This is a genomic window from Herbaspirillum lusitanum (assembly GCF_046025995.1).
Classification (GTDB): Bacteria; Pseudomonadota; Gammaproteobacteria; order Burkholderiales; family Burkholderiaceae_D; genus Herbaspirillum; species Herbaspirillum lusitanum_A.
Genome location: NZ_JAQQFM010000004.1, coordinates 107,303 through 131,532 on the forward strand (window position 1 = coordinate 107,303; position 24,230 = coordinate 131,532).

The following is a 24,230-nucleotide window of genomic DNA, read 5'->3' on the forward strand; positions in this document are numbered from 1 at the left end:
CCTGATATCGAAGCGGAACCTGCAATGCACAGAATGCACACATCTCTTCAACAACGTATCGTTCACGGTCGCCAGTGGCTGCTGATGCTGGCGGCGGCGCTCCTGCTGAGCGCCTGCGGCTTCCACATGCGCGGCCCGGCCAATCTGCCGTTCAAGTCAATCAACCTGGGCTTCTCGCCGGGCTCGACACTGGGCGTGGAACTCAAGCGCAACATCCAGGCCAGCGGCGTACAGGTGGTGGATGACGCCAAGTCGGCCGAGGCCGTGATGCAGGTGCTCAGCGACACGCGTGATCGTCAGATCCTGACCCTCAACACCAACGGCCGCGTGCGTGAATATGCGCTGTTCCAGCGCTTCAGCTTCGTGGTCAAGGACAACAAGGGCGTGATCATTATCCCGCCGACCAATGTCACCCTGCGCCGCGTCATCACTTATGACGAAAATCAGGAACTGGCGAAGCAGGCTGAGGAAGCGCTGCTGTACCGCGACATGCAGAGCGATCTGGTGCAACAGATCCTGCGCCGTCTGTCGGCCAGCAAGCCCAAGACCGACGACGCTGCGTCGATGGAATAAGCCAGCCAACTCAGAAACCGACCTCAGCCACCATGCAACTCCGTCTCGACGCACTCGATGCGCATCTCAACAAATCGCTGGCGCCACTGTATGTGATCGCCAGCGACGAGCATCTGCTCGCGCTCGAGGCGGCGGACAAGATACGCAAGACGGCACGCACGCAAGGTTTTACCGAGCGCGACGTGCTGGTGGTGGAGCGCAGTTTCAAATGGGGCGAGTTGCTGGCAGCGAATCAGTCGCAATCGCTGTTCGGCGACAAGAAACTGATCGAGTTGCGCATCCCCACCGGCAAACCCGGCAAGGATGGCGGCCAGGCGCTGCAGGAATACGCCGCCAATCTGAGCCCCGACAACATGACCATCATCAGCCTGCCCAAGCTGGACTGGGCCACGCAAAAGGCGGCCTGGGTCGGCGCCTTGCAGCAGGCGGCGGTGTATATCGACATTCCGCTGGTCGAGCGCGCACAGTTGCCGGCCTGGATCGGCAATCGCCTGACCGCGCAGCAGCAGAGCGCCGACCGCCAGTGCCTGGATTTCATCGCCGACCGCGTGGAAGGCAATCTGCTGGCCGCGCATCAGGAAATTCAAAAGCTGGGCCTGCTGCACCCGCCCGGCAAGCTGTCGTTCGAACAGGTGCACGACGCCGTGCTCAACGTCGCGCGCTACGATGTCTTCAAGCTCAACGAAGCCATGCTCTCGGGCGATGTCGCCCGGCTGACGCGCATGATGAGCGGCCTGAAAGGCGAAGGCGAAGCGCTGCCGCTGGTGCTGTGGGCGCTGACCGAAGAAATCCGCACGCTGCTCAAGCTGAAATCGGGCGCCGCGCAGGGACGCCCGGTCGGTGCGCTGCTCAAGGAATACCGCATCTGGGGCCCGCGCGAAAAACTGATGGAACCGGCCTTGCGCCGCATCAGTCTGCCCGCCTTGCAGGCCGCATTGCAGGAAGCCGCGCAGATCGACAAGATGGTCAAGGGATTGCGCGCCAAGGCATTCGCCGGCGATGCCTGGGATGCCTTGTCGCAACTCGGACTGAAGCTGGCGCGCGGAGCCTGAGGCAGCAGAGCTGAATCGTCAGGCTCCCGTCACGCGGCAGTTCTCACAGGCAACGACATCGCACCACCAGGTAATCAACAACACCAGCAAAGCTGCACTATCCGGCACCGGCCTCAGGCCATGCCGCCAGAAGGGAATCGAAACATGGACAACATCGAACACTACATGAATGAAGTCGGCCAGCGCGCGCGCCAGGCCTCGCGTGCCATGGCCAAGGCCGACAGCGCCGCCAAGAATCTGGCGCTGTCGCTGATCGCGGCCGCCATCCGGCGCGACGCAGACATTCTGCGCGCCGCCAACCAGCAGGATCTGGACGCGGCGCGCGCCAACGGTCTGACCGAAGCCATGCTGGATCGCCTGACGCTGTCCGACAAGGCCATCGCCACCATGGCCGAAGGTCTGGAGCAGATCGTCTCGCTGTCGGACCCGATCGGTGAAATCAGCAACATGAAATATCGCCCGACCGGTATTCAGGTCGGCCAGATGCGTGTGCCGCTGGGCGTGATCGGCATCATCTACGAAGCCCGTCCCAATGTGACGGTGGACGCCGCCGGCCTGTGCATCAAGAGCGGCAACGCCACCATCCTGCGCGGCGGTTCGGAAGCGATCAACTGCAATCAGGCGCTGGCCAGACTGGTCAAGCAAGGTCTGGCCGAAGCCGGTCTGCCGGAAGATGCAGTGCAAGTCGTGGAGACCACCGACCGCGCCGCCGTCGGCGCACTGATCACCATGACCGAATACGTCGACGTGATCGTGCCGCGCGGCGGCAAGGGCCTGATCGAGCGCCTGATCAAGGAGGCCAAGGTGCCGATGATCAAGCACCTGGACGGCATCTGCCACGTCTACATCGACGACAAGGCCGACAGCCGCAAGGCGCTGGATGTGGCCTTCAATGCCAAGTGCCATCGTTACGGCACCTGCAACACCATGGAAACTTTGCTGGTGGCGCGCGCGGTCGCGCCGCAGATTCTGCCGCCGCTGGCCGAACTGTATCGCGTCAAGGAAGTCGAGCTGCGCTGCGACGAGGAAAGCCACGCGATTCTGGCCGACTATCCGCAACTGGCCGTGGCGACCGAAGAAGACTGGAGCACCGAGTACCTGGCGCCAATTCTGGCGGTGAAGGTGGTGGCCGATGTGGATGAAGCGATCGAACATATCAATCGCTATTCCTCGCAACACACCGACAGCATCATCACGGAAGACTACACGCGCGCCATGCGCTTCCTGCGCGAAGTGGATTCAGCTTCGGTGATGGTGAATGCCTCGACGCGTTTTGCCGACGGTTTCGAATACGGACTGGGCGCCGAGATCGGCATTTCCAACGACAAGCTGCACGCGCGCGGCCCGGTCGGTCTGGAAGGCCTGACCTCGCTCAAGTACGTCGTGCTGGGTCAGGGTCAGGTCAGGCAGTAAGCCCGCCCGTCCCTGCGTTTCACTGCCGCTCGCCACACAGAAATAGCTGAAGTATTGCCAAAGGAAGCCCATGCTCTGGATCAAAGCGCTGCATATCGTCTTCGTCACCTCGTGGTTCGCCGGGCTGTTCTATCTGCCGCGCATTTTCGTGAATCTGGCGCAGGAAAGCGAAACCGTCAGCCGCGAGCGCCTGCTCGGCATGGCGCGCCGCCTGTATCGCTTCACCACGCTGCTGGCGTTTCCGGCGCTGGCCTTCGGCGCCTGGCTGCTGACCTATGGCTTCGGCCGCGGCCCGGGCAACGGCTGGCTGCATGCCAAACTGTTCTTGGTGCTGCTGGTGATCGGTTATCACCACGCCTGCGGTTCACTGCTCAAGAAATTTGAACTCGGCAAAAATACGCGCAGCCATAAATGGTTTCGCTGGTTCAATGAAGTGCCGGTCATTTTGCTGTTGATCATCGTCATTCTGGTCGTCGTCAAACCCTTCTGAACCTGCAGCAGGTTTTCAACTACTTTAGCCAACCCGGAGCCATCCATGAGCAAGGTCTGTGAATACTTCTTCGCGCCGCATTCGCCTTACGCCTATCTGGGCCACGCTCGCTTCGTGGCGCTGGCCGAAAAATACGGGGTGCAAATCCTGCTCAAGCCTTTCGATCTGAGCAAGATCTTCGGCGTCTCCGGCGGCCTGCCGCTGGCCAAGCGCGCACCGCAACGTCAAGCCTATCGCCTCAAGGAACTGGCGCGCTGGCGCGACTATCTGGAACTGCCGCTGAATTTGCAGCCGACCTATTTCCCGGTGCAGAGCGACGCTGCAGCACGTCTGATCATCGCCACTCAGCTCACGCACGGCACCAGTGCGGCGCTGGCGCTGACCGGCGCCATCATGAGCGGGGTCTGGGCCGAGGAAAAGAATATCGCCGACACCGCGACCCTGATTGCCATCGCCAATACGCTGGAGCACGACGGCGCTGCCCTGCTGAAGTCCTCCGAGACCGCCAGCGTGCAGGCCGAGTTCGATCGCTTCACCGAAGAAGCCAACGCCGCCAGCGTGTTCGGCGCGCCCTGGTTTGTGTTTGAGGGCGAAGGCTACTGGGGCCAGGACCGGCTCGACTTTCTTGAGCGGGCATTTGCCGCAGCGTAAGCGTAGTAAGCAAGAATAAAAAGGGCTGTGCCAGCCGACGGCTGCACAGCGGCAATATCTGCAATATCAGCAGCATCAGTGAGATCGGCAACATCTGTAACATCAGCAAGCTTTTCACCGTCCACCAAGGACATCAGATTCACCACGGATAAAAGGTACCCCCATGACCACACCCTATTCTTATTTCTGCCCCTGCCCGCGCGGCCTCGAAAGCGCACTGGCCGAAGAGCTCAATGAAATCGCCGTGCATGCCGGCCCGGAAGCGGCGCTGAAAGTACACAACCAGGTGCCCGGCGGCGTGCACTGTTCCGGCACCATGCAGGCCGCGTATCAGCTCAATCTGCACTCGCGCATCGCCAGCCGCGTGCTGATGCGCATGGCGCACGGCGCCTACAAGAACGAAAACGACATTTACGATCTGACGCTGGCGCAAGCCTGGGAAGACTGGTTCAAGGTCTCGCACACCATCCGCGTCGATGTGACGGCGGTGAAGTCGCCGCTGCGCAGCCTGGAATTCACCACCCTGAAAATCAAGGACGCCATCTGCGACCGCTTCCGCGACCTGATGAACCTGCGCCCTTCCGTCAACACCAAGACGCCGGACATGCGCATCACCGGTTTTCTCGATGCACACAATTTCACGCTGTATCTGGATACCTCGGGCGAGGCGCTGTTCAAGCGCGGCTGGCGCGATGAAACCGGCGATGCGCCACTGCGTGAAAATCTGGCGGCCGGCCTGCTGCGCGTCAGCGGCTGGAAACCGGGCGTGCCGCTGTTCGATCCGATGTGCGGCTCCGGCACCATCCTGGCCGAAGCAGCGCAGATCGTGGCCGGCGTGCCACCGGGCGCACGTCGCCGTTTTGCGTTCGAGAAGTTCGGCAATTTCGACGCCGGCACCTGGCTGTCGATCAAGGGCAATTTCAAGCCCAATCCCTTCCCGACCACGCCGACCATTTTCGGCAGCGATATCTCGGGCGACATGGTGGAAATCACGCGCCAGAATCTGATCAATGCCGGCATCCAGTTCGACGTGCCGCTCAAGCAAATCGAAGCGCAGGAAATCAAACCGCCGCTGGATGCCGACGGCCAGCCCATGGTCGGCATCATCCTGACCAATCCACCGTATGGCGAACGGATCGGCGTGCGCGGCGACCGCGCGCTGCCGACCGAAGAACTGTTCGAAGCCTTCTTTGCCGCCTTCAGCACCACGCTCAAGCAGCGTTTCGCGGGCTGGAGCGTGTTCCTGTTCTCTGGCGATCTCGGCTTGCCCAAGCTGATGCGTCTGAAAGAGGCGCGCAAGACGCCGTTCTTCAACGGCGCGCTGGAGTGCCGTCTGTTCCGTTTCGACATGGTGGCCGGTTACAACCGGCGCGAAGAAGCCAAGCCGAAGCCGGCTGCAGGCGAGTGAAGAGATAGGCAGACTGGCGAGGATGAATGAAGCCTGAACAAGGCTGCGTTTTTAGTACCAATGCCGTTCAGTTCATCACTGAGCGGCATTTTTATTTGTGCGTTGCGCCCGACGCTTTGAAACCGGCAAGCCACTACCCTTGCCGCTTATCAAAATCGGCCATTGTCAATTTTTTCAAAACAATCTGTCCTGCCTCCCCTGATTTATCTGCTCGCATTTTTTCCCTACAGTGTCATCACTGCAGCCGGATCGGAGTCTTTCCGCTCAGGCTTATATGAACCACACCTGTCCGGGGAAACCACATGACTACCGTCACCGCCAATACCAAAGCCGACTACGCCGCCTTTCTGCTGCGCGTCACCATGGGCATTTTCTTTCTGGTGCACGCCTGCGTGAAGATTTTCATCTTCACCCCGGCCGGCACCGTGGCCTTCTTCTCGTCGCTGGGCGTACCCGGCATCCTGGCCTATCCGATCATCGCGCTGGAAGTGGTCGGCGGCATCGCGCTGGTACTGGGCTACTATGGCCGCTATCTGGCGATTCCGCTGGCGCTCGACCTGGCCGGCGCCATCGTGCTGGTGCATGGCAAGGCCGGTTTCGGCTTCACCAATCCGCACGGCGGCTGGGAATATCTGGCGCTGTGGATCGTGGCCCTGATCGCAGTGTTCCTGCTGGGCGACGGCGCCTATGCCCTGAAGCGCGAGCCGCTGAACAAATAAGTCCGGTGCGCCCTGAGCAATCGGCCGTCACGGCAATGATTGCCACAGCAGGGCCTAACGGGCCCGCTCCCTTTTCTGATTTTCCTGCTCTGTTCTATCGGAGGAAACCATGTCCGCACAATTCACCCTGCCCTCGCTGTTCGTCTCCCACGGCTCGCCCATGCTGGCGCTGGAGCCCGGCAAGACCGGGGCTATCCTGAGCGCCATCGGCGCGGCATTGCCCAAACCGAAAGCCATTCTGATGGTGTCGCCGCACTGGGAAACCGTGAGCGCGCGCGTCGGCAATCTGCAGAAGCAACGCGTGATTCACGACTTCGGCGGCTTCCCGCAGCCCTTGTATGAACTCGATTACCCGGCCGCCGGCTCGCCGCCGCTGGCCGAGCACGTGGCGCGTATTCTGCGCGACGGCGGTGTCGATGCCGGCACCGACGGCAGCTGGGGACTGGACCATGGCGCCTGGGTACCGCTGCGCTATCTGTATCCGCACGCCGATGTGCCGGTGGTGCAGTTATCGCTGCAGCCGCATCAGCCGCCCGCCTATCACTATCAGATAGGTCGTCTGCTGGCGCCGCTGGCGCGCGAGGGCATTCTGCTGATCGGCTCCGGCAGCTTCACGCACAATCTGCGCGAACTGCAGCGCAGCGATCCGACCGGCCCGGTGGCGCCGCATACGCTGGAGTTTTTGCACTGGTTCCTGGATCACTTGCAAAGCGGCGATCTGGAAAGCCTGCTGGCCTATCGCAGCCTGGCCCCGCATGCGGTGCGCACGCATCCGACCGACGAGCATTTGCTGAGCCTGTTCTTTGCCATGGGCGCAGCCGACGACTGGAAGCGCTTCGTGCATCTGGACAGCGGTTCGACGTATCATAGCCTCCGCATGGACGCCTTCGCCTTCGGCTCTCAAGCCGATTTGCTGGCAAAATTGCCGGCCGCTGCCTGAGCACAATCTGGCTTGATGTGCATCAGCACGCGGCGCGCGGGCATCGCGCATAGTGCTGCAATACACTGAGCGCCGCCGTCGATGTTCTGCCTGGAATCCGACGGCGGCGCGCTTTCACATCAGGGATGGATAATTTGAACAAACTGCGCGAAATCGAATGCTTCATCGCCGTGGCCGAAATGGGCAGCTTCGTCAAAGCGGCCGACGAGCTCGGTATTTCCAAGGCGGCGGTCTCGCGCACCATCCTTGAGCTGGAAGCCCGTCTCGGCTCACGCCTGATGCAGCGGACCACGCGCCGCCTGTCGCTGACTGAAGCCGGCAGTCTTTATCTGGAACGCTGCAAGCAGATCGTGGCGGCGCTGGAAGAAGCCGATGAAATGCTCAGCCTCGGCGCCAGTAAGCCCAGCGGCCTGCTGCGCATCAACGCCCCGCAGACTTTCGGGGTGCTGCATCTGGCGCCCTTGTGGCCGATGTTCATGCAGCGCTATGAAGGCGTGAATCTCGACGTCACGCTATCGGATCGCATCGTCGACATCATCGACGAGGGATTCGACATGGCGATCCGTATCGCGCGCCTGTCCGACTCCACGCTGGTGCACCGCAAGCTGGCCGCTACCAGCGTGCAGGTCTGCGCCTCGCCGGCTTATCTGGAGAAACACGGCAGGCCCACCCATCCGCACGATCTGGCGCAGCACACCACCATCGGCTACACCTATTCGGCCAGCAAGGACGACTGGCATTTCATGGGCCCGGACGGCCCGGTCAACGTCAAGGTGACGTCGCGTATGCACATCAACAATGGCGACAGTTGCGTGGCGGCCGCGGTGGCCGGCATCGGTATCACGCGCCAGCCCACCTTCATGGTCGATCAGCATCTGCGCAACGGCTCACTGATCGCGCTGATGCCGGAATACGTCACCAGCGAACTCGGCATCTATGCCGTCTATCCCAGCCGCACGCACTTGCCTGCCAAGGTGCGCGCCATGATCGACTTCCTGGCGGAAGCGTTTCAACAGGTGCGCTGGGCCGAAACCTGACACCGGCATGAGGACCGCAGCCGGTTGAGCAAGGCCTCGCCGCAAAAGCCGGCAGCGCCCCCAAACTTTCCTCCTTTGCATCACGCAGAGCGACAAACCCCGTGCGCCACGGCACCCTGCCAGGCCAGCCCCCTCACGCCGATTCAATACCCTGCTCGCCGCTTCCGATGAGTAGTCCATCGGCACGCTCCCCCAATAGCAAGGCACGAGCACGGTGGAATCTTTCGACGATGTCAGATCAACATCTTGAATCGGCCTGATCCGCCGTCTCTGCGATATCTGCCCGCTGAATTTCAGCATCAAATACGCACCACTTCCATCCAAAAAAAAGACATTCTGGTGCATAAAAATCTCTATTTTTGTCACCAGCATCCGCAAAAAATATAGCTTTTCATCAGATTGAAAATAGACTTAACCCATTCATTTTAATAAATAAATTACTCAAATTCCCATCCACACACAAGCTTAAAAAAACATGGTGGCATGCCTATTGCTTTATATCCTTTATTGCATGCAACAAATCATGCAACGGCAATCATTTTCCGAGAGATGAAGGCGTGCAGATAACGCCGTAACAAAGTGGACAAAAGATCATTGATGAGCCCGAACTCTTCTTCTGTGCAGCCTGCAAGCGACTCCCCTGTCTTGCAGCAAGCCCTTCAAACCCAGTTGCCAGCCATGCTGGCCCTGCTCGAAGAGCTGGTCAATATCGACAGCGGCTCTTATGACGTCGCGGGCGTCACCCGCATCAGCACAAGGCTATCCGGCCTGCTGGCCGACATCGGCTTTTCCATCAAGCGCCTGCCGGTGCCCGAGCGCGCCGATCTGGTGACGGCAACGCTGCGCATGGGCGGCCAGGGCCGGCTGGTGATTCTGGGCCATAGCGATACGGTCTGGCCGGCCGGCACCGTGGCCGAGTGGCCATACACGCGCCTGGATGCAGAGCGCGCCACCGGCCCCGGCGTCGGCGACATGAAGGGTGGACTGGTGATGGCGCTGTTCGCGCTGCGCGCCCTCATTGCCGATGGTTTTAACGGACTGGAATCCATACGCCTGATCCTGGTGCCCGACGAAGAACTGGGCAGCGCCAACAGCCGCCCCGTGATCGAAGCACAGGCGCGCGATGCAGACGTAGTGCTGGTGCTGGAACCGGGTCGCCCCGGCGGCGGCGTGGTGAGCGCACGCGGCGCGCTGGGCGCCTTCTTCATGAAAGCCCACGGTTGCAGCGCGCATTGCGCCAGCAATTACGCCAAGGGCGCCAGCGCGCTGCGCGAACTGGCCGGCAAGGTGGTCGAGCTGGACGGCCTCTCGGACCCCGACAACGGCGCCATCGTCAATGTCGGCGTACTGCAAGGCGGCACCGCCCGCCAGGTGGTGCCGGGCGAAGCGCGCATGGATATTGATCTGCGCGCCCGCACCGATGCGCAGGCAGCCACTTTGCACGCCGCCATCGAACGCATTGCGGCCGATTCGCGCGACGAACGCGTGCAGGTCGAACTGAGCGGCCGCCTCACGCGGCCGGCATTCACCGGCGAACGCAACCGCGCGCTGGTGGCGCTGGCGCAGTCGGTGGCCGGCGAACTCTCGCTGCCGATCTTCGAGGCGCCGCCGGCCGGCGGCGGTTCGGACGGCAACTTCACCGCCGCCCTCGGAATTCCCACCCTGGACGGACTGGGCCCGGTCTGCCATGACATCTGCAGCCGCCAGGAAATCATCGAACTTCAAAGCCTGGTCGATCGCGCGGCGCTGCTGTGCGGCCTGATCCGGCAACTTCCTTCACTTCTTTCTCAAGGTCACTGACACCATGGCACTACTCACCGGCAAGCAATATCGCGCATCCCTCAAAGACGGCCGCCAGGTCTTCGTCAACGGCGAACTGGTCGAAGACGTCACCACGCATCCGGCCATCAAGCCCATGGTCGATGCCATGGCAGCGCTCTACGATCTGCAGCACGACGAACGCTACAAGGACGTGTTCGGCTACGTCAACGAAGATGGCGAAATCGCCAGCCGCGTCTACAAGCTGCCGGAAACCATCGAAGACCTGCGCAATCGCCGCGAGATGACGGCCGCCATTCTCAATGAAGTCAGCCCGGTGATCGACCGCTTCGGCGACGAGACTGTGACCCCGCTGTTCGTGATGAAGGATCGCAAGGCGCTGCTCGACAAGTACGACACGCGCTACTACGAAAACGCGGTGCGCTGGCTCAAGAAACTGCAGGTCAGCAACTGGTTCCTGACCTCGGGCAATACCGACCCCAAGGGCGACCGCAGCAAGCAACCCTACCAGCAGGACGACCCTGACATGTACACCCGCGTGGTCGAAGAACGCGAGGACGGCATCATCATCCGCGGCGCCAAATTCGAGACCGGCGCCTGCTATGCGCACGCGGCTTTCGTCAAGCCGACCGTCGGTTCCTGGGTGCCGGAAAACACCGACTATGCAGTGGCCTGCATCGTGCCGCTGAATTCGCCCAACCTGCGCCACATCTGCCGTGCGCCACACTTCGACAGCCCCAACGGTTTCGATAAACCGCTCTCGTCGCAGTTCGACGAGCTGGATACCCTGATCGTTTTCGACGACGTCTTCGTGCCATGGGAAAACGTCATCTTTTCGCGCAAGCCGGAACTGGCTGCATTGATCCGCCAAGACCTGCACAACTGGGCGGCCCAGGGCTTCCTCAACCGCGCCTATGCCAAGGCGGATACCCTGGTCGGCGCGGCGCTGCTGGTAACCGAGCACACGCGGCTGGGCGCAATTCCCTCGATCCGCGAAAAGATCGCCGTCCTCATGGGCTACCGCGAAACCATCCGCGCCTTCATCTTTGCTTCCGAGTCGGAACATCAGGTCAGCGAGAGCGGCATGATCATGCCCAACCTGAGCATCCAGAACGCGGGGCGTGTTTACGCTTCTTCCAATTTCTATGAAATGGTGCAGATCCTGCGCGATCTGGCAGGCGGTACTGCGGTCATGCAACCCGACGAGCGCTCGCTGCGCAGCCCCCTGACCGGCCCGGACGTGCAGAAATATTTCCGCATCGGCAGCACCACCGCCGAAGACCGCCTCAAGGTGCTCAACCTGGTGAACGAGCTCACCGCCAGCAGCTTCGCCGGCCGCATGTGCGCGTACGCGATGTTCGCCGAAAGCCCGCCGATGGTGCAGGCCATGTCGCTCTACAACAGCTTCGATCGTCAGGGCTCGCTGCAGCGTGCCGCGCGTCTGGCCGGCGTCGCCGCCTGAAGTCCGTGATCCATTGAATCCGCTGAATCCATTGCATCAATTGACGAGCACTCTCATGACAGAACCTCTCCACACGCCGGCAGGCGTCGCCCTGGTCGTTGATCAGGTGCGCAAGCACTACGGAGCCTTCACCGCGCTCGACGACATTTCCCTGTCAGTGCCGCCGGGCGCATTGCTGACCCTGCTGGGCCCCAGCGGTTGCGGCAAGTCCACACTGCTGCGCATCATCGCCGGCTTTGCCAGCGCCACCGGCGGTCAGGTGAAAATCGGAGACAAGGACGTCGCTGCGGTGCCGCCCTTCCAGCGCGAAACCGCCATGGTGTTCCAGAGCTATGCCTTGTTTCCGCACATGCGCATAGTCGAGAACGTCATGTTCGGATTGAAGATGCGCAAGGTGAAAACTGCCGCCGCCCGCGAACGCGCCATGCAGGCACTGGAAATGGTGCGCCTGGCGCATCTCGCCGACCGCTATCCGGCACAGCTCAGCGGCGGCCAGCAGCAACGCGCGGCGCTGGCGCGCGCACTGGTCACCGATCCCAAGATCCTGCTGCTCGACGAGCCCTTTGGTGCGCTGGACAAGAGCCTGCGCGAAGAAATGCAGGTCGAGCTGCGCAAGCTGCAGAAGGCCGTCGGCGTGACCACGGTATGCGTTACCCACGATCAGGCTGAAGCCATGACCATCTCCGATTACGTGGCGGTGATGAAGGATGGCCGGCTCGAACAGTTCGGCCGGCCGCTGGAAATCTACGATCGCCCGCGCTCCGAATTTGTCGCCACCTTCATCGGGAGCGCCAATGTGTTCAAAGGCAAGGTGCAATCCGCCGCCGGCGAGCGCGTGGAAATCACACTGCCGGGCGCCGGCACGATCAATCTCGCCGCTACACGTGCGGCCGGGCAGAACGCGGCCGTCGCGGTGCGGCCCGGGGCACTGGCAATCGGCAGGCCGGATATGCATGGCGACCCTGCGCACGACAGCTTGCGCATGCCGGGTCAGGTGGCGTTCTGCGTCAACCTGGGCCACGGCGTGAGTTACGAAGTCGCGGTGCCGGGCGTGGGCAAGGTGATGGTCGAACGCCCGCGCCGTCAGGACGACACGCTCTTCGAACCCGGCCAGCAGGTGGTGCTGACCGCTGCGGCGCGCGACTGCGTACTGCTGGAGGCATGACCATGGCTACCGACAAGGACGCTCTGCAACATCGGGCCTCGCCCTGGAACTTCACGCCCGCCTTCGTGGTGATGGCATTCTTCTTCAGCGCCTACGCCACCTTCCTGTACACCAGTCTGCTGCATCAGGTGCCGGGCCAGGCCACTTATGGAGGCGCCCCCAGCCTCGCCAACTACGCACGCTACTTCAGCTCGGCGTCCGATCTGGCGGTGCTGGGCAAGACGCTGTGGCTGTCGGCAGAGCTCACCCTTGCCTCGCTGGTGCTGGGCTATCCGGTGGCCTATGTCATCGTCCGCACCGAATCAGGCGCCTTGCGCGGCCTGCTGCTGGGCGCCATGGCGGTGACCTTCCTCTCGGGATCGGTCACCCGTGCCTATGCCTGGCTCATCATTCTGGGCAACAAGGGACTGATCAACGCACTGCTGCTGCAACTCGGCGTCATCGCCAAACCGCTGCAACTGGTCTACAACGAGACCGGCGTGTTCATCGCGCTGCTGCACTTCGTGCTGCCGTTCTTCGTGCTCACCATGATGGGACCGCTCAAGAACGTGCCGCGCTCACTGGAGGAATCGGCCATCAATCTGGGCGCCACGCGCTGGCGCGCCTTCCTGCATGTCACGCTGCCGCTGGCGGTGCCCGGCATCATTGCCGCCAGCTCGCTGACTTTCGCGATGGCGCTGAGCTCATTCCTGTTTCCGCTGGTGCTGGGTGGCGGACGCGTGCGCATGGTGGCCAATGCGATTTACGAATACATCTTTGCGTCTTACGATTTCCCGTTCGCAGCGGCGACCGCAACCATCTTCCTGGCCGTTGCGCTGTTCTTCGTCTGGGCCTTTTCCGCCGCGCAGAAAGCGCTCACCCCCGGCATGAAAAGGAGCGCCTGATGCACGGCAACTACAAACTTTATTCGCCGACGGTGCTGGCGCTGACGCTGGCCACGGCCTTCTTCCTGCTGGCGCCGGTGATGTTCATCGTGATTTACGCCTTCAACGACAGCAGTTATTTCAGCTGGCCGATGAGCGGCCTGTCGACCAGGTGGTTTGCCAACTTCTTTGCCAACGACCGCTTCATGGCTGCGGCGAAAACCAGCATGACCATGGGTGCCATCGTCACGCCGCTGAGTCTGGCCATCGCCGTGCCCACCGCCTATGCGCTGGTGCGCTGCGAGTTCCGCGGCCGCGAGCTGATCAACGCCTTGCTGATGTCGCCACTGCTGATCCCCGGCGTGGTGACCGGCATCGCCTTCCTGATCTATCTGAGCAACATCGGCATCGGCCCCGGCTTTACCGGCCTGGTGATCGCGATGACCTGCTTCAGTCTGCCCTTCGCGGTACGTACGCTGGTGGCCAACATGCATGGTCTGCGGCCCGAACTGGAAGACGTGGCACGCAATCTGGGCGCCGGCGACTGGCCGGTGTTCTGGCGCATCGTGCTGCCGCAGTTGCGCCCGGGTCTGCTGGCCGGAGGCACCTTCGTATTCGTCGAAGCCATCGATAATTTTTCGATCTCGGTCTTCCTCTCCACTGCCGATGTGAGCACGCTGCCGGTCGAGGGCTACAGCTATATCCGCGACTTCGACGATCCCACCGTGGCCGCCATGGCGGTGGTGCTGATCGCGCTGTCGACTGCTCTGGTGTTGCTGGCCGGACGACTGGTAGGACTCAACCGCATGTTCCGCATCGAATGAATCCGCCCCCTGCTACTCACGCTCCCGACCTCATTTCCAAGGATGCCGCCATGGATGCCAGAACGCTTTTCCTCGAGGCCATGCGCCACACCACTGCGCCGGTGGCGGTGGTCACCACTGACGGCGCGGCCGGCCGCGCCGGCGTGACCGTCAGCGCCGTGTGCTCGCTGTCGGCCGATCCGCCGTCCATCCTGGTGTGCATTCACGAGATGAGCCCGGTGCTCAATATCATCCGCCGCAATGGCTGTTTCTGCGTCAACCTGCTGGGCGCCGAACAGAGCCACGTGGCCGACAGCTTCGCCGGCCGCGTCGCCCGCTGGCGCGACGAGCGCTTCGCCTGCGCAGAATGGACGAGCGCCGTCACCGGCGCGCCGGTCCTGCAAGCTGCACTGGCCACGCTGGACTGCGCGCTGGCACGCGACATTTCTCATGCCACGCATGCGATGCTGGTCGGTGAAGTCCGGAACACACTGGTCACACCGGGCCCGGGCCTGTTGTATGTAAACCGCGGCTACCACAGCATCGGCGCACCAGTGCCGGCCCACGCAGAGGCTTTCGCATGACTTTTTCCATCGTCGGGCGTTGCGCCCGCACCGGCATGCTGGGCATGGCCGTCACCTCCTCCAGCTTATGCGTCGCCAGCCGCTGCGCCTGGACGCGCGCCGGCACCGGCGTGATCGCCACGCAGAATCTCACCGATCCGGGCCTTGGCCCGCTCGGTCTGGATCTGCTGGCGCACGGCAGGCCGGCGAGCACGGTGCTGGAGATGCTGGTGCGCGCCGATCCGCAGTCCGGCCATCGCCAGTTGCTGGTGCTCGATGCGCAGGGTCGCACAGCTCATTTCACCGGTGCGCAGGCGCTGCCGACTCATGGCTTCTCACTCGGACAAGACTGCGCCGCTGCCGGCAACATGCTGGCCAATGATGCAATCCCGCAAGCCATGGTGGAGACCTTCACTGCGACCGCTGAATTGCCGCTGGCCGAACGTCTGCTGCGCGCGCTGGAACGCGGCCTGGCTGAAGGCGGCGAGGAACGCGAACTGCGCTCGGCCGGCGTACAGGTCGCGCATACGCTGAACTGGCCGGTGGTTGATCTGCGCATCGATGGACAGAATCAGCCGCTGACCGCGCTGCGGGCGCTATGGCATTTATACGAGCCGCTGCAGGACGGATATGTCAGCCGCGCCTCTGCGCCGCAGAATTATGTGCTGGCGCCCGCGCCGGCGAAGTCAGCCCCGGCGTCAACCATTCAGGATCAATGATGAAACTGCTCTATTCCACATCGTCCCCCTTCGTGCGCAAGATCACGGTGCTGATCCATGAACTCGGTCTGCACGAAGGTATCGAGCGACTGCCCAGCGCAGCCAATCCATTGCAACGCGACGAACGCATCACGCGCCACAATCCGCTCGGCAAGGTGCCGGTGCTGATCACCGATAGCGGTCTTTCGCTGTTCGATTCGCGCGTCATCGCCGATTACCTGTGCAGCCTGTTGCCCGGTAATTCGCTGTTGCCGGAGAGCGGTGATACGCGCTGGCGCATCCTGCGCGATCAGGCGCTGGCCGATGGACTGCTGGATGCAGCGCTGCTGGTGCGTTATGAAATCGGACCACGCCCGGAAACTCAACGCTGGGCTGGCTGGATCGATGCGCAGACCGCCAAGATAAGAGCCGCGCTTGACGTGCTTGAGAGCGAGGCCGCAGGCTGGAGCGGACGCTACGACCTCGGCATCATCGCCGCCGGCTGCGCGCTCAGCTATCTGGATCTGCGCTTTGCCGAACTGAACTGGCGGGCACGCTGCCCCGCGCTCGCAACAATCATGGCGCCGGTATTCGAGCGGCCGGCCTTCTTGCAGACCGTGCCGCTATTGCCAACGCCGCCGGCCTCGCCGGCCGCCACAAATCCATCCACTCCCGTGCAAGCCCCTCGCGGCCCGCGCGTCTGAGTCCAATCAACCCGTCTACAAGGAAATCACCGTGAGCGATCTCGCCAACGCCATTCAAGCCCCGGCCGCCTCCGCCGAGGATATTGCATCCTTATTCGCATCGAGCTCGCCCGAAGAACGTCAGGTACGCCAGGACCTGGCGGCGGCCTATCGTCTGGTTGCGCTGCTGGGCATGGAAGACAGCATCTGGACCCACATCTCGGCGCGCGTGCCGGGCACGCATGACCAGTTCCTGATCAACCCGCACGGCGTGCTGTTCCGCGACGTGACCGCCTCCTCGCTGGTAAAGATCGACACCGAAGGCCGCATTCTGGCGCCGACCAGACATGCGGTGAATACCGCCGGTTTCGTGGTGCACAGCGCGGTGCACATGGCGCGCCATGATGCCGGCTGCGTGGTGCATCTGCATACCGTTGCGGGGGTTGCGGTGTCGTCGCTGGCCTGCGGCGTGCTGCCGACCAATCAGTGGTCCTTCCAGTTTCACAACCGGGTGGCTTATCACGACTACGAAGGCATCGCGCTGGATACCGCTGAACGCGAAAGCCTGATCGCCGACCTCGGTCCGACCTCGCGTGTGCTGGTGCTGCGCAATCACGGCATGCTCACCCTCGGCAACACCGTGGCGGATGCCTTCATCCTGATGCGCAATCTGGATATCGCTTGCCAGGCGCAGATAGCGATTTCCTCAACCGGTCTGCCGGTCACCGAAGTCCCCGAGGCGGTACGCGAACACACCGCACGTCAATACGAGCGCAGCGTGGAAAAGCACCATGCCGATCCGTCGAACTCTTCCATCAGCCTGGAGTGGAGCGCTTTGGTGCGTCGCCTGTCGCCGCCTGAAGCTACCCATTTCAGCGACTGATACCCGCAACTCATGATCGTAGAGCCGGCCGCCGGCCTGGCGCCGGCGGTGGAAGAGGATTCGGGGGTCTCCCCAGTCAGGGCTGTTTTTTTGCCCTTCACTGCATGCAGCAATGAATGCTGGCATGGATTCTGCTAAAACAGGTTTTCCACACCCGAGATTAAGATCCACGTTTTATCGGACTCTACGACAACAAAGCGAGACAAGTCATGAATAACGAGCAACCAACACCATCCGCCCCGGCCACCGATCTGGCATCCATGGTCGACGCCAATACACCCTGGTTCGTGCCCAAAGGTGTGCCGGTCGCGCGCATGGCCGACCAGATCTACCGGCGCCTGCGCACTGCCATCCTCAGCGGCGAGATCCCGGCGCGGACGCGGCTGGTGGAACTGGACGTGGCGGCGCGTCTGCAGGTCAGCCGCACGCCGGTGCGCGAAGCAATCTCGCGGCTGGTGAGCGACCTGCTGGTCACGCCCATGACCTACGGCGGCGTGGAAGTCGTCGATACCGCCGAAGAACAGGGCGACATCTTTGCCATCCGCGAAGCGCTCGAAGGCAGCGCGGCCCGGCTGGCCGCCGAGCGCATCACGGAGGCCGAACTTCAGGCCCTGGATCAGGTACTGGAAGAAAGCATGGCGCTGCCGCTGGATGCGCTGGCGGAGCGAGCCGTGCTCAACGACCGGTTTCATACGCTGATCCTGCAGGCTTCGCGCTCGCAACGTCTGATCCAGATGGTCGAAGGCTTTCGCGAATTCTTCATCGATGAGGTCAAGCTGATGCGCTACACCCAGCGCGACACCCAGACCGCTCTCAAGCACCACCAGGAAATCGTCGCAGCGCTACGTGCCCACGACGGCAAGCGAGCCGAGCGTCTGGCCCGCAATCATCTCGAACACAGCAAGGCGCGCCTGCAAAAACCAGGCAAGCGTCGCCGATCCTAGTTTCTCCACCCAGCCACCACCAATCGCCATGAAAACTCCAAACGTCCGCTTCCTCTGCTCCGCTCTCGCGGCCGCTTCTTTCGGCCTCCTTGCCTCCCTGCCCGCCAGTGCGCAAGAAAAATCCATCAGCGTCATGATGTGGGGCTCCACCTGGCAGACCTCGCTGCAACAGTCCAGCGCCGACTTCACCAAGAAGACCGGCATCAAGGTCAATCTGGTGACGCAGGGAAGTTCCGGCGAAGGGCTGGTCAAGCTGCAGACCATGAAGGCCAAGCCTACCATTGACGTCTGGTTCACCACCGCGTCGGTAGCCGAGCGCGCAGTCACCGACGATGCGCTGTTCGCGCCGCTGCCGGCTGCCAAAATGAATAATCTGGGCGAACTGGCCAAGGGCACGGCCACCGACAGATACGTCGGCATCTATGGATATCCGGTGTCCATCATCTATCGCACCGACCTCGTGCCGGAGCCGATCAAGGCCTGGTCCGACCTGTGGCAGCCACGCTTCGCCGGCAAGCTGGCGATCCCCGCGATGGGCATCTACCAGGGCCGGGCGCTGATGATTGCGTCGATGAGCGCAGGCGGCAGCGCCACCGACGCCGACAAGGGCTTCGAGATGCTGGGCAAGCTCAAGCCCAACGTGGTGATGTTCTACGGCACCGATACCCAGGCGCGTCAGGCGCTGGCGCAGGGAGAGGTCTCGGTGCTGGTGGGACCGCCCTCGCAGGCCAAGCGCATGGCTGACGCCGGACGTCCGGTTGCCGTGGTGAGCCCCAAGCCGGCCATCATGAACTTTGATGTGGCCACCATCGTTCGTTCCGGCAAGGAAGATCTGGCCGCCCAGTACATCAACTTTCTGCTGGAGCGTGAAGCCAATGAAACCCTGGCGCGCAACCTCAACATGAGCCCGGTCAACAAGAACGCCAAGCCGTCCGACTACCTGGCGCCGATGCTGCCGAAAGCAGAGGATGCGTTCATTCCCAGCGAAGAGTTCATCAACAAGAACATCGCCGCGTGGACCGAGCGTTTTAACCGCGACATCGTCAAATAATCCCTTCCCCGCATGACACCGGCCTGCGTTCCTGACGGGAAAGCAGGCCGTTTCCTTTTCAGGCCTGCGGGTGCGCTTGAAGCGCACCCGCACCGCAATGATTGCAAGAGCCGGCTCGGCGCCTGGCTCATGCAGCAGCCTCAGCACTACCGCCATTGGCGAACTCTTCACGACCGGCAATAAAACACTGCGCAGGATACAATCCAGTGGTCTTACCAATCACAAGTAGTTATTCCAGCAGGCCAATTGCTTGAGCGCTGCCGTGAAAATTCATTGAGCTCGCATACTTTGAGGTACCGGACGTTTGCGCTCCCGGCCTGATTTTTCCTATGCCGAACGGCTGAATTTCCACGCACAGATCGAAAAATATAACTCGTATTCAGTCTCCATCGCCTCGCTGCCGCCTCTCTTGACATCTTTTCGCCAAACGCGCAAAGTGACCACAATACAGACTATATGTCCATATAGTGAACAACAAAAGCCAGGCAGACAGATCAATCGAGGAGCATTCATGACCGAGCAAACACCCGCCGCATCCAAGCTGATGCCGTATCAATTCCCCAATCCCAAGGAAGCGCCACTGGAAATCGTGGTAAATCCGGCCATTCCCGACGACGAACGCGTCTGGGTGCCACAGGCCGAGAACGTCTGGTTCCGGCCGCTGTGCCTGAATGTGTCGCAGGGCTACTGGACCAATCTGCTGCGCGTGCGCAAGTCCGGCGTGCTGAGCCGCCATCGCCATCCGGCGCCGGTGCATGGCATGGTGCTCAAGGGTAAATGGCACTATCTGGAACACAACTGGATCGCCGAACAAGGCAGCTACGTGTTCGAACCGCCGGGCGAAACACATACCCTGTTCGTGCCGGAAGACGTGGAAGAAATGATCACCTACTTCCACATCACCGGCGTGATGTTCTACTGCGACCCATGGGGCAAGTTCGAAGGCTACGAAGACGTCTACACCAAGCTGGAAATGTGCCGCAAGCACTATGAAAGCGTCGGCCTGGGCAGCGACTTCGTCAACCAGTTCGTGAGATAAGCATGGCCTACGCAAACGCCGATTACGACTTCACAGGCTGTGTGGCGGTGGTCACGGGCGGCACCGGCGGCATTGGCGCCGCCATCAGCGAGCGGCTGGCCAAGGGCGGCGCGCAAGTGGTGTGCTGGGATCTCAAACCCAATCCTGAATCACGCTTCACGCAGGACACCGTGGACGTCAGCGACCCGGCCTCGACCGATGCTGCCGCTCAGCGATTGCTGGCGCGCAGCGGCCGCATCGACTTCCTGATCAACAACGCCGGCTATGCCGGCTCGACCGTGCCGCTGGACGAATACGACGTGGCCGAATGGCATCGCATCGTCAGCGTCAATCTGCTGGGCGTTTTCCACGCCTGCCGCAGCGTGGTGCCGGCCATGCGCGCCGCCGGTCAGGGGCGCATCGTCAATATCGCTTCGCTGGCAGGCAAGGAAGGCACGCCCAACGCTTCGGCCTATAGCGCGTCGAAGGCCGGCGTGCTGGCGCTGACCAAGTCGCTGGGGAAGGAACTGGCCAACGCCGGGGTGCTGGTCAATGCGCTGGCGCCGGCAGCGGTCAAGACCGCGCTGCTGCAACAGATGGATCAGGCGCACGTGCAGAACATGATCAACAAGAGTCCGATGGGCCGTCTCGGCACCGTCGATGAAGTATCGGAAATGGTGGCCTGGCTGTGCTCAGGCTCATGCACCTTCAACACCGGCGCCGTGTTCGATCTGTCCGGAGGTCGCGCCACCTATTGATTTTCGTTTTACCGCTGCACCCTGCAGTACGGCAATACCGTAGCAACGCGTCAAAACTAAAAAACGACTGTTTCAAGCACCGCGCAGACGACGCAGGCAGTCCAAAAAAATATTTCGGCTGATGTAACTGAAAGCCGCGCCAACGCCTTTCTATTCTGGAGACTTACATGGAAGTTCAAAAGAGCCCCAAGCTCAAACGCATACAACTTGTTGCACTCACGTTTCTGATGCTGGCGGGCATCGTCAACTATCTCGACCGCAGTACGCTGTCCATCGCCAATCATTCGGTCAGCCAGGAGCTCGGCCTGTCCGCGTCGCAAATGGGTCTGCTGTTGTCGGCCTTCTCGCTGGCCTATGCATTTTCGCAATTGCCGATCGGCGCCATGCTGGATAAATTCGGTGCACGCATCATGCTGGGCGCCGGCATGTTCGTCTGGTCGGTCGCACAACTGGCCGGCGGCTTCATCGGCAATCTGCAGCAGTTTCTGGTGGCCCGCGTGTTCCTGGGTCTGGGCGAAGCGCCGCAGTTTCCGGCCGGCGCCAAGGTCGTCAGCGAGTGGTTCGCGGTGCGTGAGCGCGGCGGCCCGACCGGCATCTTCGTCGCCTCGTCCACCATCGGCCCGGCGCTGGCGCCGCCGATCCTGACCATCCTGATGCTGTCCTTCGGCTGGCGCATGATGTTCGTAATCATGGGCATACTCGGGATTGCGGTGTCGGTGGGCTGGTACATCTTCTATCGCAACCGCAATGAAGTCGAACTGACCCCGTCCGAAATCCTGTACCTGGCCGACGGCAGCGATAACGATCCGAACGCCAACGCCAAACTGACTTTCGCCGAGTGGAAGAGCCTGTTCAAATACCGCACTACCTGGGGCATGCTGTTCGGCTTCATGGGTGTGATCTACATGGTGTGGCTGTATCTGACCTGGCTGCCTGCCTATCTGGAACATGAACGTCACCTGAGCATCGCGCGCACCGGCTGGGTGGTGGTGATTCCTTACATCTTCGGCACGCTCGGCATGCTGTCCTCGGGCTATATCGCCGACGGTCTGATGAAACGCGGCATGGCGCCGATTCGCAGCCGCAAGTGGCCGATCTGCGCCGGCCTGATCGGCGCCGGCGCCTTCACCATTCCTGCCGCCTATACGCCGAGCACCACCATGGCGATCGTCTATATTTCGCTGGCGATGGCGTTCGTGAACATGGCTTCGGGCGGCGCCTGGGCCCTGGTCAGCGTGGCGATTCCACGGCGTCTGGTGGCATCGCTGGGCAGCATGCAAAACTTCGGCGGCTACCTCGGCGGTTCGCTGGCGCCGGTGATCACGGGCGTGGTGGTCGATCAGACCCACTCCTTCATCAACGCGCTACTGATCAGCGCGGGCGTGGCCTTCGCGGCAGCGCTGGTGTACATGTTCGTGGTCGACAAACCGATCGACGCGCACGCATAAATTTCAAGCACTCTGGTGGCGTGGCGACCTTGCCCGCCACATGGCCGCAGCTGCATGCGCATGCAGCTGCGCTCCGGCTTTTTTCAAACTGCAGCACCGCATTCATTACAGCAAGGAACCGACATGACGTTTTCGACCGATATCTTCAAGGGCAAGACCGCACTGGTCACCGGCGGCACACAGGGCATAGGCGGCGCCATCGCGCGCAAGCTGGCCAGCCTGGGCGCACAGGTGATCGCCGCCGGCCTGCCGCCGTTCGCCACCGAAGAATTCAAGGACACCGGCATCACGCTGGCGTCGCTGAACGTGACCTCGGACGAAAGCGTCAAGCAATTGCTGGCCGATATCCAACAGCTCGACATCGTGATCAACTGCGCCGGCATCATCAAGCGCGGCGCCGAACTCGAAATCGACGCCTTCGAACAAGTCATCGCCGTCAATCTGAACGGCACCATGCGCGTGTGCGCAGCGGCGCGTTCGCTGCTCAAGGAAAGCAAAGGCTGCATCGTCAACACGGCGTCCATGCTGAGCTTCTTCGGCGGCGGTCTGGTGCCGGGCTATAGCGCCAGCAAGGGCGGCATCGCGCAACTGACCAAGTCGCTGGCGATTGCCTACGCGGCCGACGGCATCCGCGTCAATGCCGTAGCGCCGGGCTGGATCGCCACGCCGCTGACGCAGGCGCTGCAGGATGATCCGCAACGTGCCGGCCCGATTCTGCAACGCACGCCGCTGAACCGCTGGGGCACGCCGGAAGATGTCGGCAATGTCACCGCCTTCCTGTGCACGCCCGCCGCCTCTTTCATGACCGGTACCATCGTGCCGGTGGATGGCGGCTATCTGATTTCCTGAGTACATCAGGCAGACATCAGCGGAGTGCCGTCGCCGACCGTGCTCCGCTATAATCTGGCGCTCCCGCTGCAGCCATCTCCATGCATCAACACCTGCCAGGCACGCTTATGACCACTCCCGCTCACAGCCCGGAAGACTCGACCAAGATCGCCGGCACGGCTGCGTTCTCCAAGTTCGTCGCCGTGCTGCAGCTGATCGCCGACCAGACCGGCTCCTCGCTCAGCATTTCTCAGCTGGCGGCGCTGAGCGGCTATCCGCGCCCGACCGTGTATCGCATTCTGGGCGCGCTGATGGCCGAAGGCATGGTGGTGGAAAATCCGCGCACCCGCAATTTTGAAGTCGGCCCGCGCCTCATCAATCTGGCCAGCAAGGCCTGGGACCGCAGCGATATCCGTACCACCGCCATTGATGCGCTGCGCGCGCTGCGCGACATCACGCGTGAGACGGTGCATCTGGCGGTGCCCAGCGACACCGGCATGGTCTACATCGAAAAGCTGGAGAGCCCGCAGGCGGTGCGCATGACCTCGCGCATCGGCACCCGCGTGACGCTGTATTCAAGCTCGGTCGGCAAGGCGTACCTGTCGGCGCTCGGCAGCGAGGACAGCGAACGCCTGATGCGCGCGATTACCATGCAGAAATTCACTGAACACACCATCACCGACATCGCCACGCTGCGCGAAGAAATCGCACAAACCCGGCAACGCGGTTTCGCCGAAGACCGCGAAGAAAACGAGGCCCAGATTTTTTGCCTGGGCGCGCCCATTCCCGGCCCTGATGGAGCGCCGGTGGCCTGCATCAGCATCAGTATTCCGCTGTTCCGCAAGCAGCAGGATGTGCAGGCCAGCTATATCCAGCCGCTGCTGGAAACCTGCGCCGGCATCGCGCGCAAGCTGGCCGGCCCGGGCTGATCAGCCTGGCTTGCCGCCCCCCCCCGGCAAGCGTCAATAAAGTGTTACCAATTGCGTTTCCCGCCGTCTTGC

25 protein-coding genes are annotated in these 24,230 nt (G+C 62.1%); all 25 read left to right on the forward strand.

Annotated elements, in window-relative coordinates:
• Positions 1-33: 33 nt before the first annotated feature.
• The 25 genes from PQR62_RS09145 to PQR62_RS09265 all read left to right on the forward strand — a co-directional run bounded on the left by PQR62_RS09145 (position 34) and on the right by PQR62_RS09265 (position 24,158).
• Positions 34-573: an LPS-assembly lipoprotein LptE gene (locus PQR62_RS09145; protein ID WP_408157081.1), complete on the forward strand. Its 540-nt coding sequence runs from the start codon at positions 34-36 to the stop codon at positions 571-573.
• Positions 574-605: 32 nt separating this feature from the next.
• On the forward strand, positions 606-1,625 hold the full coding sequence (holA, locus tag PQR62_RS09150) for a DNA polymerase III subunit delta (protein ID WP_408157083.1): 1,020 nt from the start codon (positions 606-608) through the stop codon (positions 1,623-1,625).
• A 144-nt stretch (positions 1,626-1,769) separates the two neighbouring features.
• Positions 1,770-3,038, forward strand: coding sequence for a glutamate-5-semialdehyde dehydrogenase (locus tag PQR62_RS09155; RefSeq protein WP_408157085.1), 1,269 nt, complete (start codon positions 1,770-1,772; stop codon positions 3,036-3,038).
• 70 nt (positions 3,039-3,108) lie between these two features.
• Positions 3,109-3,528 carry a CopD family protein gene (locus PQR62_RS09160; RefSeq protein ID WP_408157087.1) on the forward strand — a complete coding sequence of 140 codons (420 nt, stop codon included), beginning with the start codon at positions 3,109-3,111 and terminating at the stop codon, positions 3,526-3,528.
• A gap of 45 nt (positions 3,529-3,573) precedes the next feature.
• Positions 3,574-4,179: a 2-hydroxychromene-2-carboxylate isomerase gene (locus PQR62_RS09165; RefSeq protein ID WP_408157088.1), complete on the forward strand. Its 606-nt coding sequence runs from the start codon at positions 3,574-3,576 to the stop codon at positions 4,177-4,179.
• A 163-nt stretch (positions 4,180-4,342) separates the two neighbouring features.
• Positions 4,343-5,587, forward strand: coding sequence for a THUMP domain-containing class I SAM-dependent RNA methyltransferase (locus PQR62_RS09170; RefSeq protein WP_408157090.1), 1,245 nt, complete (start codon positions 4,343-4,345; stop codon positions 5,585-5,587).
• A 302-nt stretch (positions 5,588-5,889) separates the two neighbouring features.
• Positions 5,890-6,306 (forward strand): DoxX family protein, encoded by a 417-nt coding sequence (locus PQR62_RS09175; RefSeq protein WP_408157092.1) that lies wholly within the window; start codon positions 5,890-5,892, stop codon positions 6,304-6,306.
• A gap of 109 nt (positions 6,307-6,415) precedes the next feature.
• Complete coding sequence (locus PQR62_RS09180) at positions 6,416-7,246, forward strand: dioxygenase family protein (RefSeq protein ID WP_408157093.1); 831 nt, start codon at positions 6,416-6,418, stop codon at positions 7,244-7,246.
• A 134-nt stretch (positions 7,247-7,380) separates the two neighbouring features.
• Positions 7,381-8,283, forward strand: coding sequence for a LysR family transcriptional regulator (locus tag PQR62_RS09185; protein ID WP_408157873.1), 903 nt, complete (start codon positions 7,381-7,383; stop codon positions 8,281-8,283).
• Positions 8,284-8,961: 678 nt separating this feature from the next.
• Positions 8,962-10,083, forward strand: a complete 1,122-nt coding sequence (locus PQR62_RS09190; protein WP_408157095.1) for a M20 family metallopeptidase — start codon at positions 8,962-8,964, stop codon at positions 10,081-10,083.
• Between the two features lie 4 nt (positions 10,084-10,087).
• Positions 10,088-11,524, forward strand: coding sequence for a 4-hydroxyphenylacetate 3-hydroxylase family protein (locus tag PQR62_RS09195; protein WP_408157097.1), 1,437 nt, complete (start codon positions 10,088-10,090; stop codon positions 11,522-11,524).
• Between the two features lie 55 nt (positions 11,525-11,579).
• Entirely contained in the window at positions 11,580-12,689 is a 1,110-nt protein-coding gene (locus PQR62_RS09200; protein ID WP_408157099.1) for an ABC transporter ATP-binding protein, read from the forward strand.
• A gap of 2 nt (positions 12,690-12,691) precedes the next feature.
• Positions 12,692-13,573 (forward strand): ABC transporter permease, encoded by an 882-nt coding sequence (locus PQR62_RS09205; RefSeq protein ID WP_408157101.1) that lies wholly within the window; start codon positions 12,692-12,694, stop codon positions 13,571-13,573.
• Positions 13,573-14,376, forward strand: coding sequence for an ABC transporter permease (locus PQR62_RS09210; protein WP_408157103.1), 804 nt, complete (start codon positions 13,573-13,575; stop codon positions 14,374-14,376). Before PQR62_RS09205 ends, PQR62_RS09210 begins: the two co-directional genes overlap by 1 nt.
• A 50-nt stretch (positions 14,377-14,426) precedes the next feature.
• On the forward strand, positions 14,427-14,939 hold the full coding sequence (locus tag PQR62_RS09215) for a flavin reductase family protein (RefSeq protein ID WP_408157105.1): 513 nt from the start codon (positions 14,427-14,429) through the stop codon (positions 14,937-14,939).
• Entirely contained in the window at positions 14,936-15,637 is a 702-nt protein-coding gene (locus tag PQR62_RS09220; protein WP_408157107.1) for a DUF1028 domain-containing protein, read from the forward strand. Before PQR62_RS09215 ends, PQR62_RS09220 begins: the two co-directional genes overlap by 4 nt.
• Positions 15,637-16,320: a glutathione S-transferase N-terminal domain-containing protein gene (locus PQR62_RS09225; RefSeq protein WP_408157109.1), complete on the forward strand. Its 684-nt coding sequence runs from the start codon at positions 15,637-15,639 to the stop codon at positions 16,318-16,320. The genes PQR62_RS09220 and PQR62_RS09225 overlap by 1 nt, the downstream gene beginning before the upstream one ends.
• 82 nt (positions 16,321-16,402) lie before the next feature.
• Positions 16,403-17,182, forward strand: a complete 780-nt coding sequence (locus tag PQR62_RS09230) for a class II aldolase/adducin family protein (RefSeq protein WP_408157875.1) — start codon at positions 16,403-16,405, stop codon at positions 17,180-17,182.
• A gap of 209 nt (positions 17,183-17,391) precedes the next feature.
• Positions 17,392-18,126, forward strand: a complete 735-nt coding sequence (locus PQR62_RS09235) for a GntR family transcriptional regulator (RefSeq protein ID WP_408157111.1) — start codon at positions 17,392-17,394, stop codon at positions 18,124-18,126.
• A gap of 133 nt (positions 18,127-18,259) precedes the next feature.
• Entirely contained in the window at positions 18,260-19,177 is a 918-nt protein-coding gene (locus PQR62_RS09240) for an extracellular solute-binding protein (protein WP_408157112.1), read from the forward strand.
• Positions 19,178-19,688: 511 nt separating this feature from the next.
• The gene (locus PQR62_RS09245; protein ID WP_408157114.1) at positions 19,689-20,216 is read left to right on the forward strand and encodes a 2,4'-dihydroxyacetophenone dioxygenase family protein; all 528 of its coding nucleotides are present in this window, start codon (positions 19,689-19,691) and stop codon (positions 20,214-20,216) included.
• 2 nt (positions 20,217-20,218) lie between these two features.
• Positions 20,219-20,953: an SDR family NAD(P)-dependent oxidoreductase gene (locus PQR62_RS09250; protein WP_408157116.1), complete on the forward strand. Its 735-nt coding sequence runs from the start codon at positions 20,219-20,221 to the stop codon at positions 20,951-20,953.
• Positions 20,954-21,120: 167 nt separating this feature from the next.
• Complete coding sequence (locus PQR62_RS09255) at positions 21,121-22,401, forward strand: MFS transporter (RefSeq protein WP_408157118.1); 1,281 nt, start codon at positions 21,121-21,123, stop codon at positions 22,399-22,401.
• A 123-nt stretch (positions 22,402-22,524) separates the two neighbouring features.
• Positions 22,525-23,250, forward strand: a complete 726-nt coding sequence (locus PQR62_RS09260) for an SDR family NAD(P)-dependent oxidoreductase (RefSeq protein WP_408157120.1) — start codon at positions 22,525-22,527, stop codon at positions 23,248-23,250.
• A gap of 107 nt (positions 23,251-23,357) precedes the next feature.
• Positions 23,358-24,158, forward strand: coding sequence for an IclR family transcriptional regulator (locus PQR62_RS09265; protein ID WP_408157122.1), 801 nt, complete (start codon positions 23,358-23,360; stop codon positions 24,156-24,158).
• Positions 24,159-24,230 lie beyond the last annotated feature (72 nt).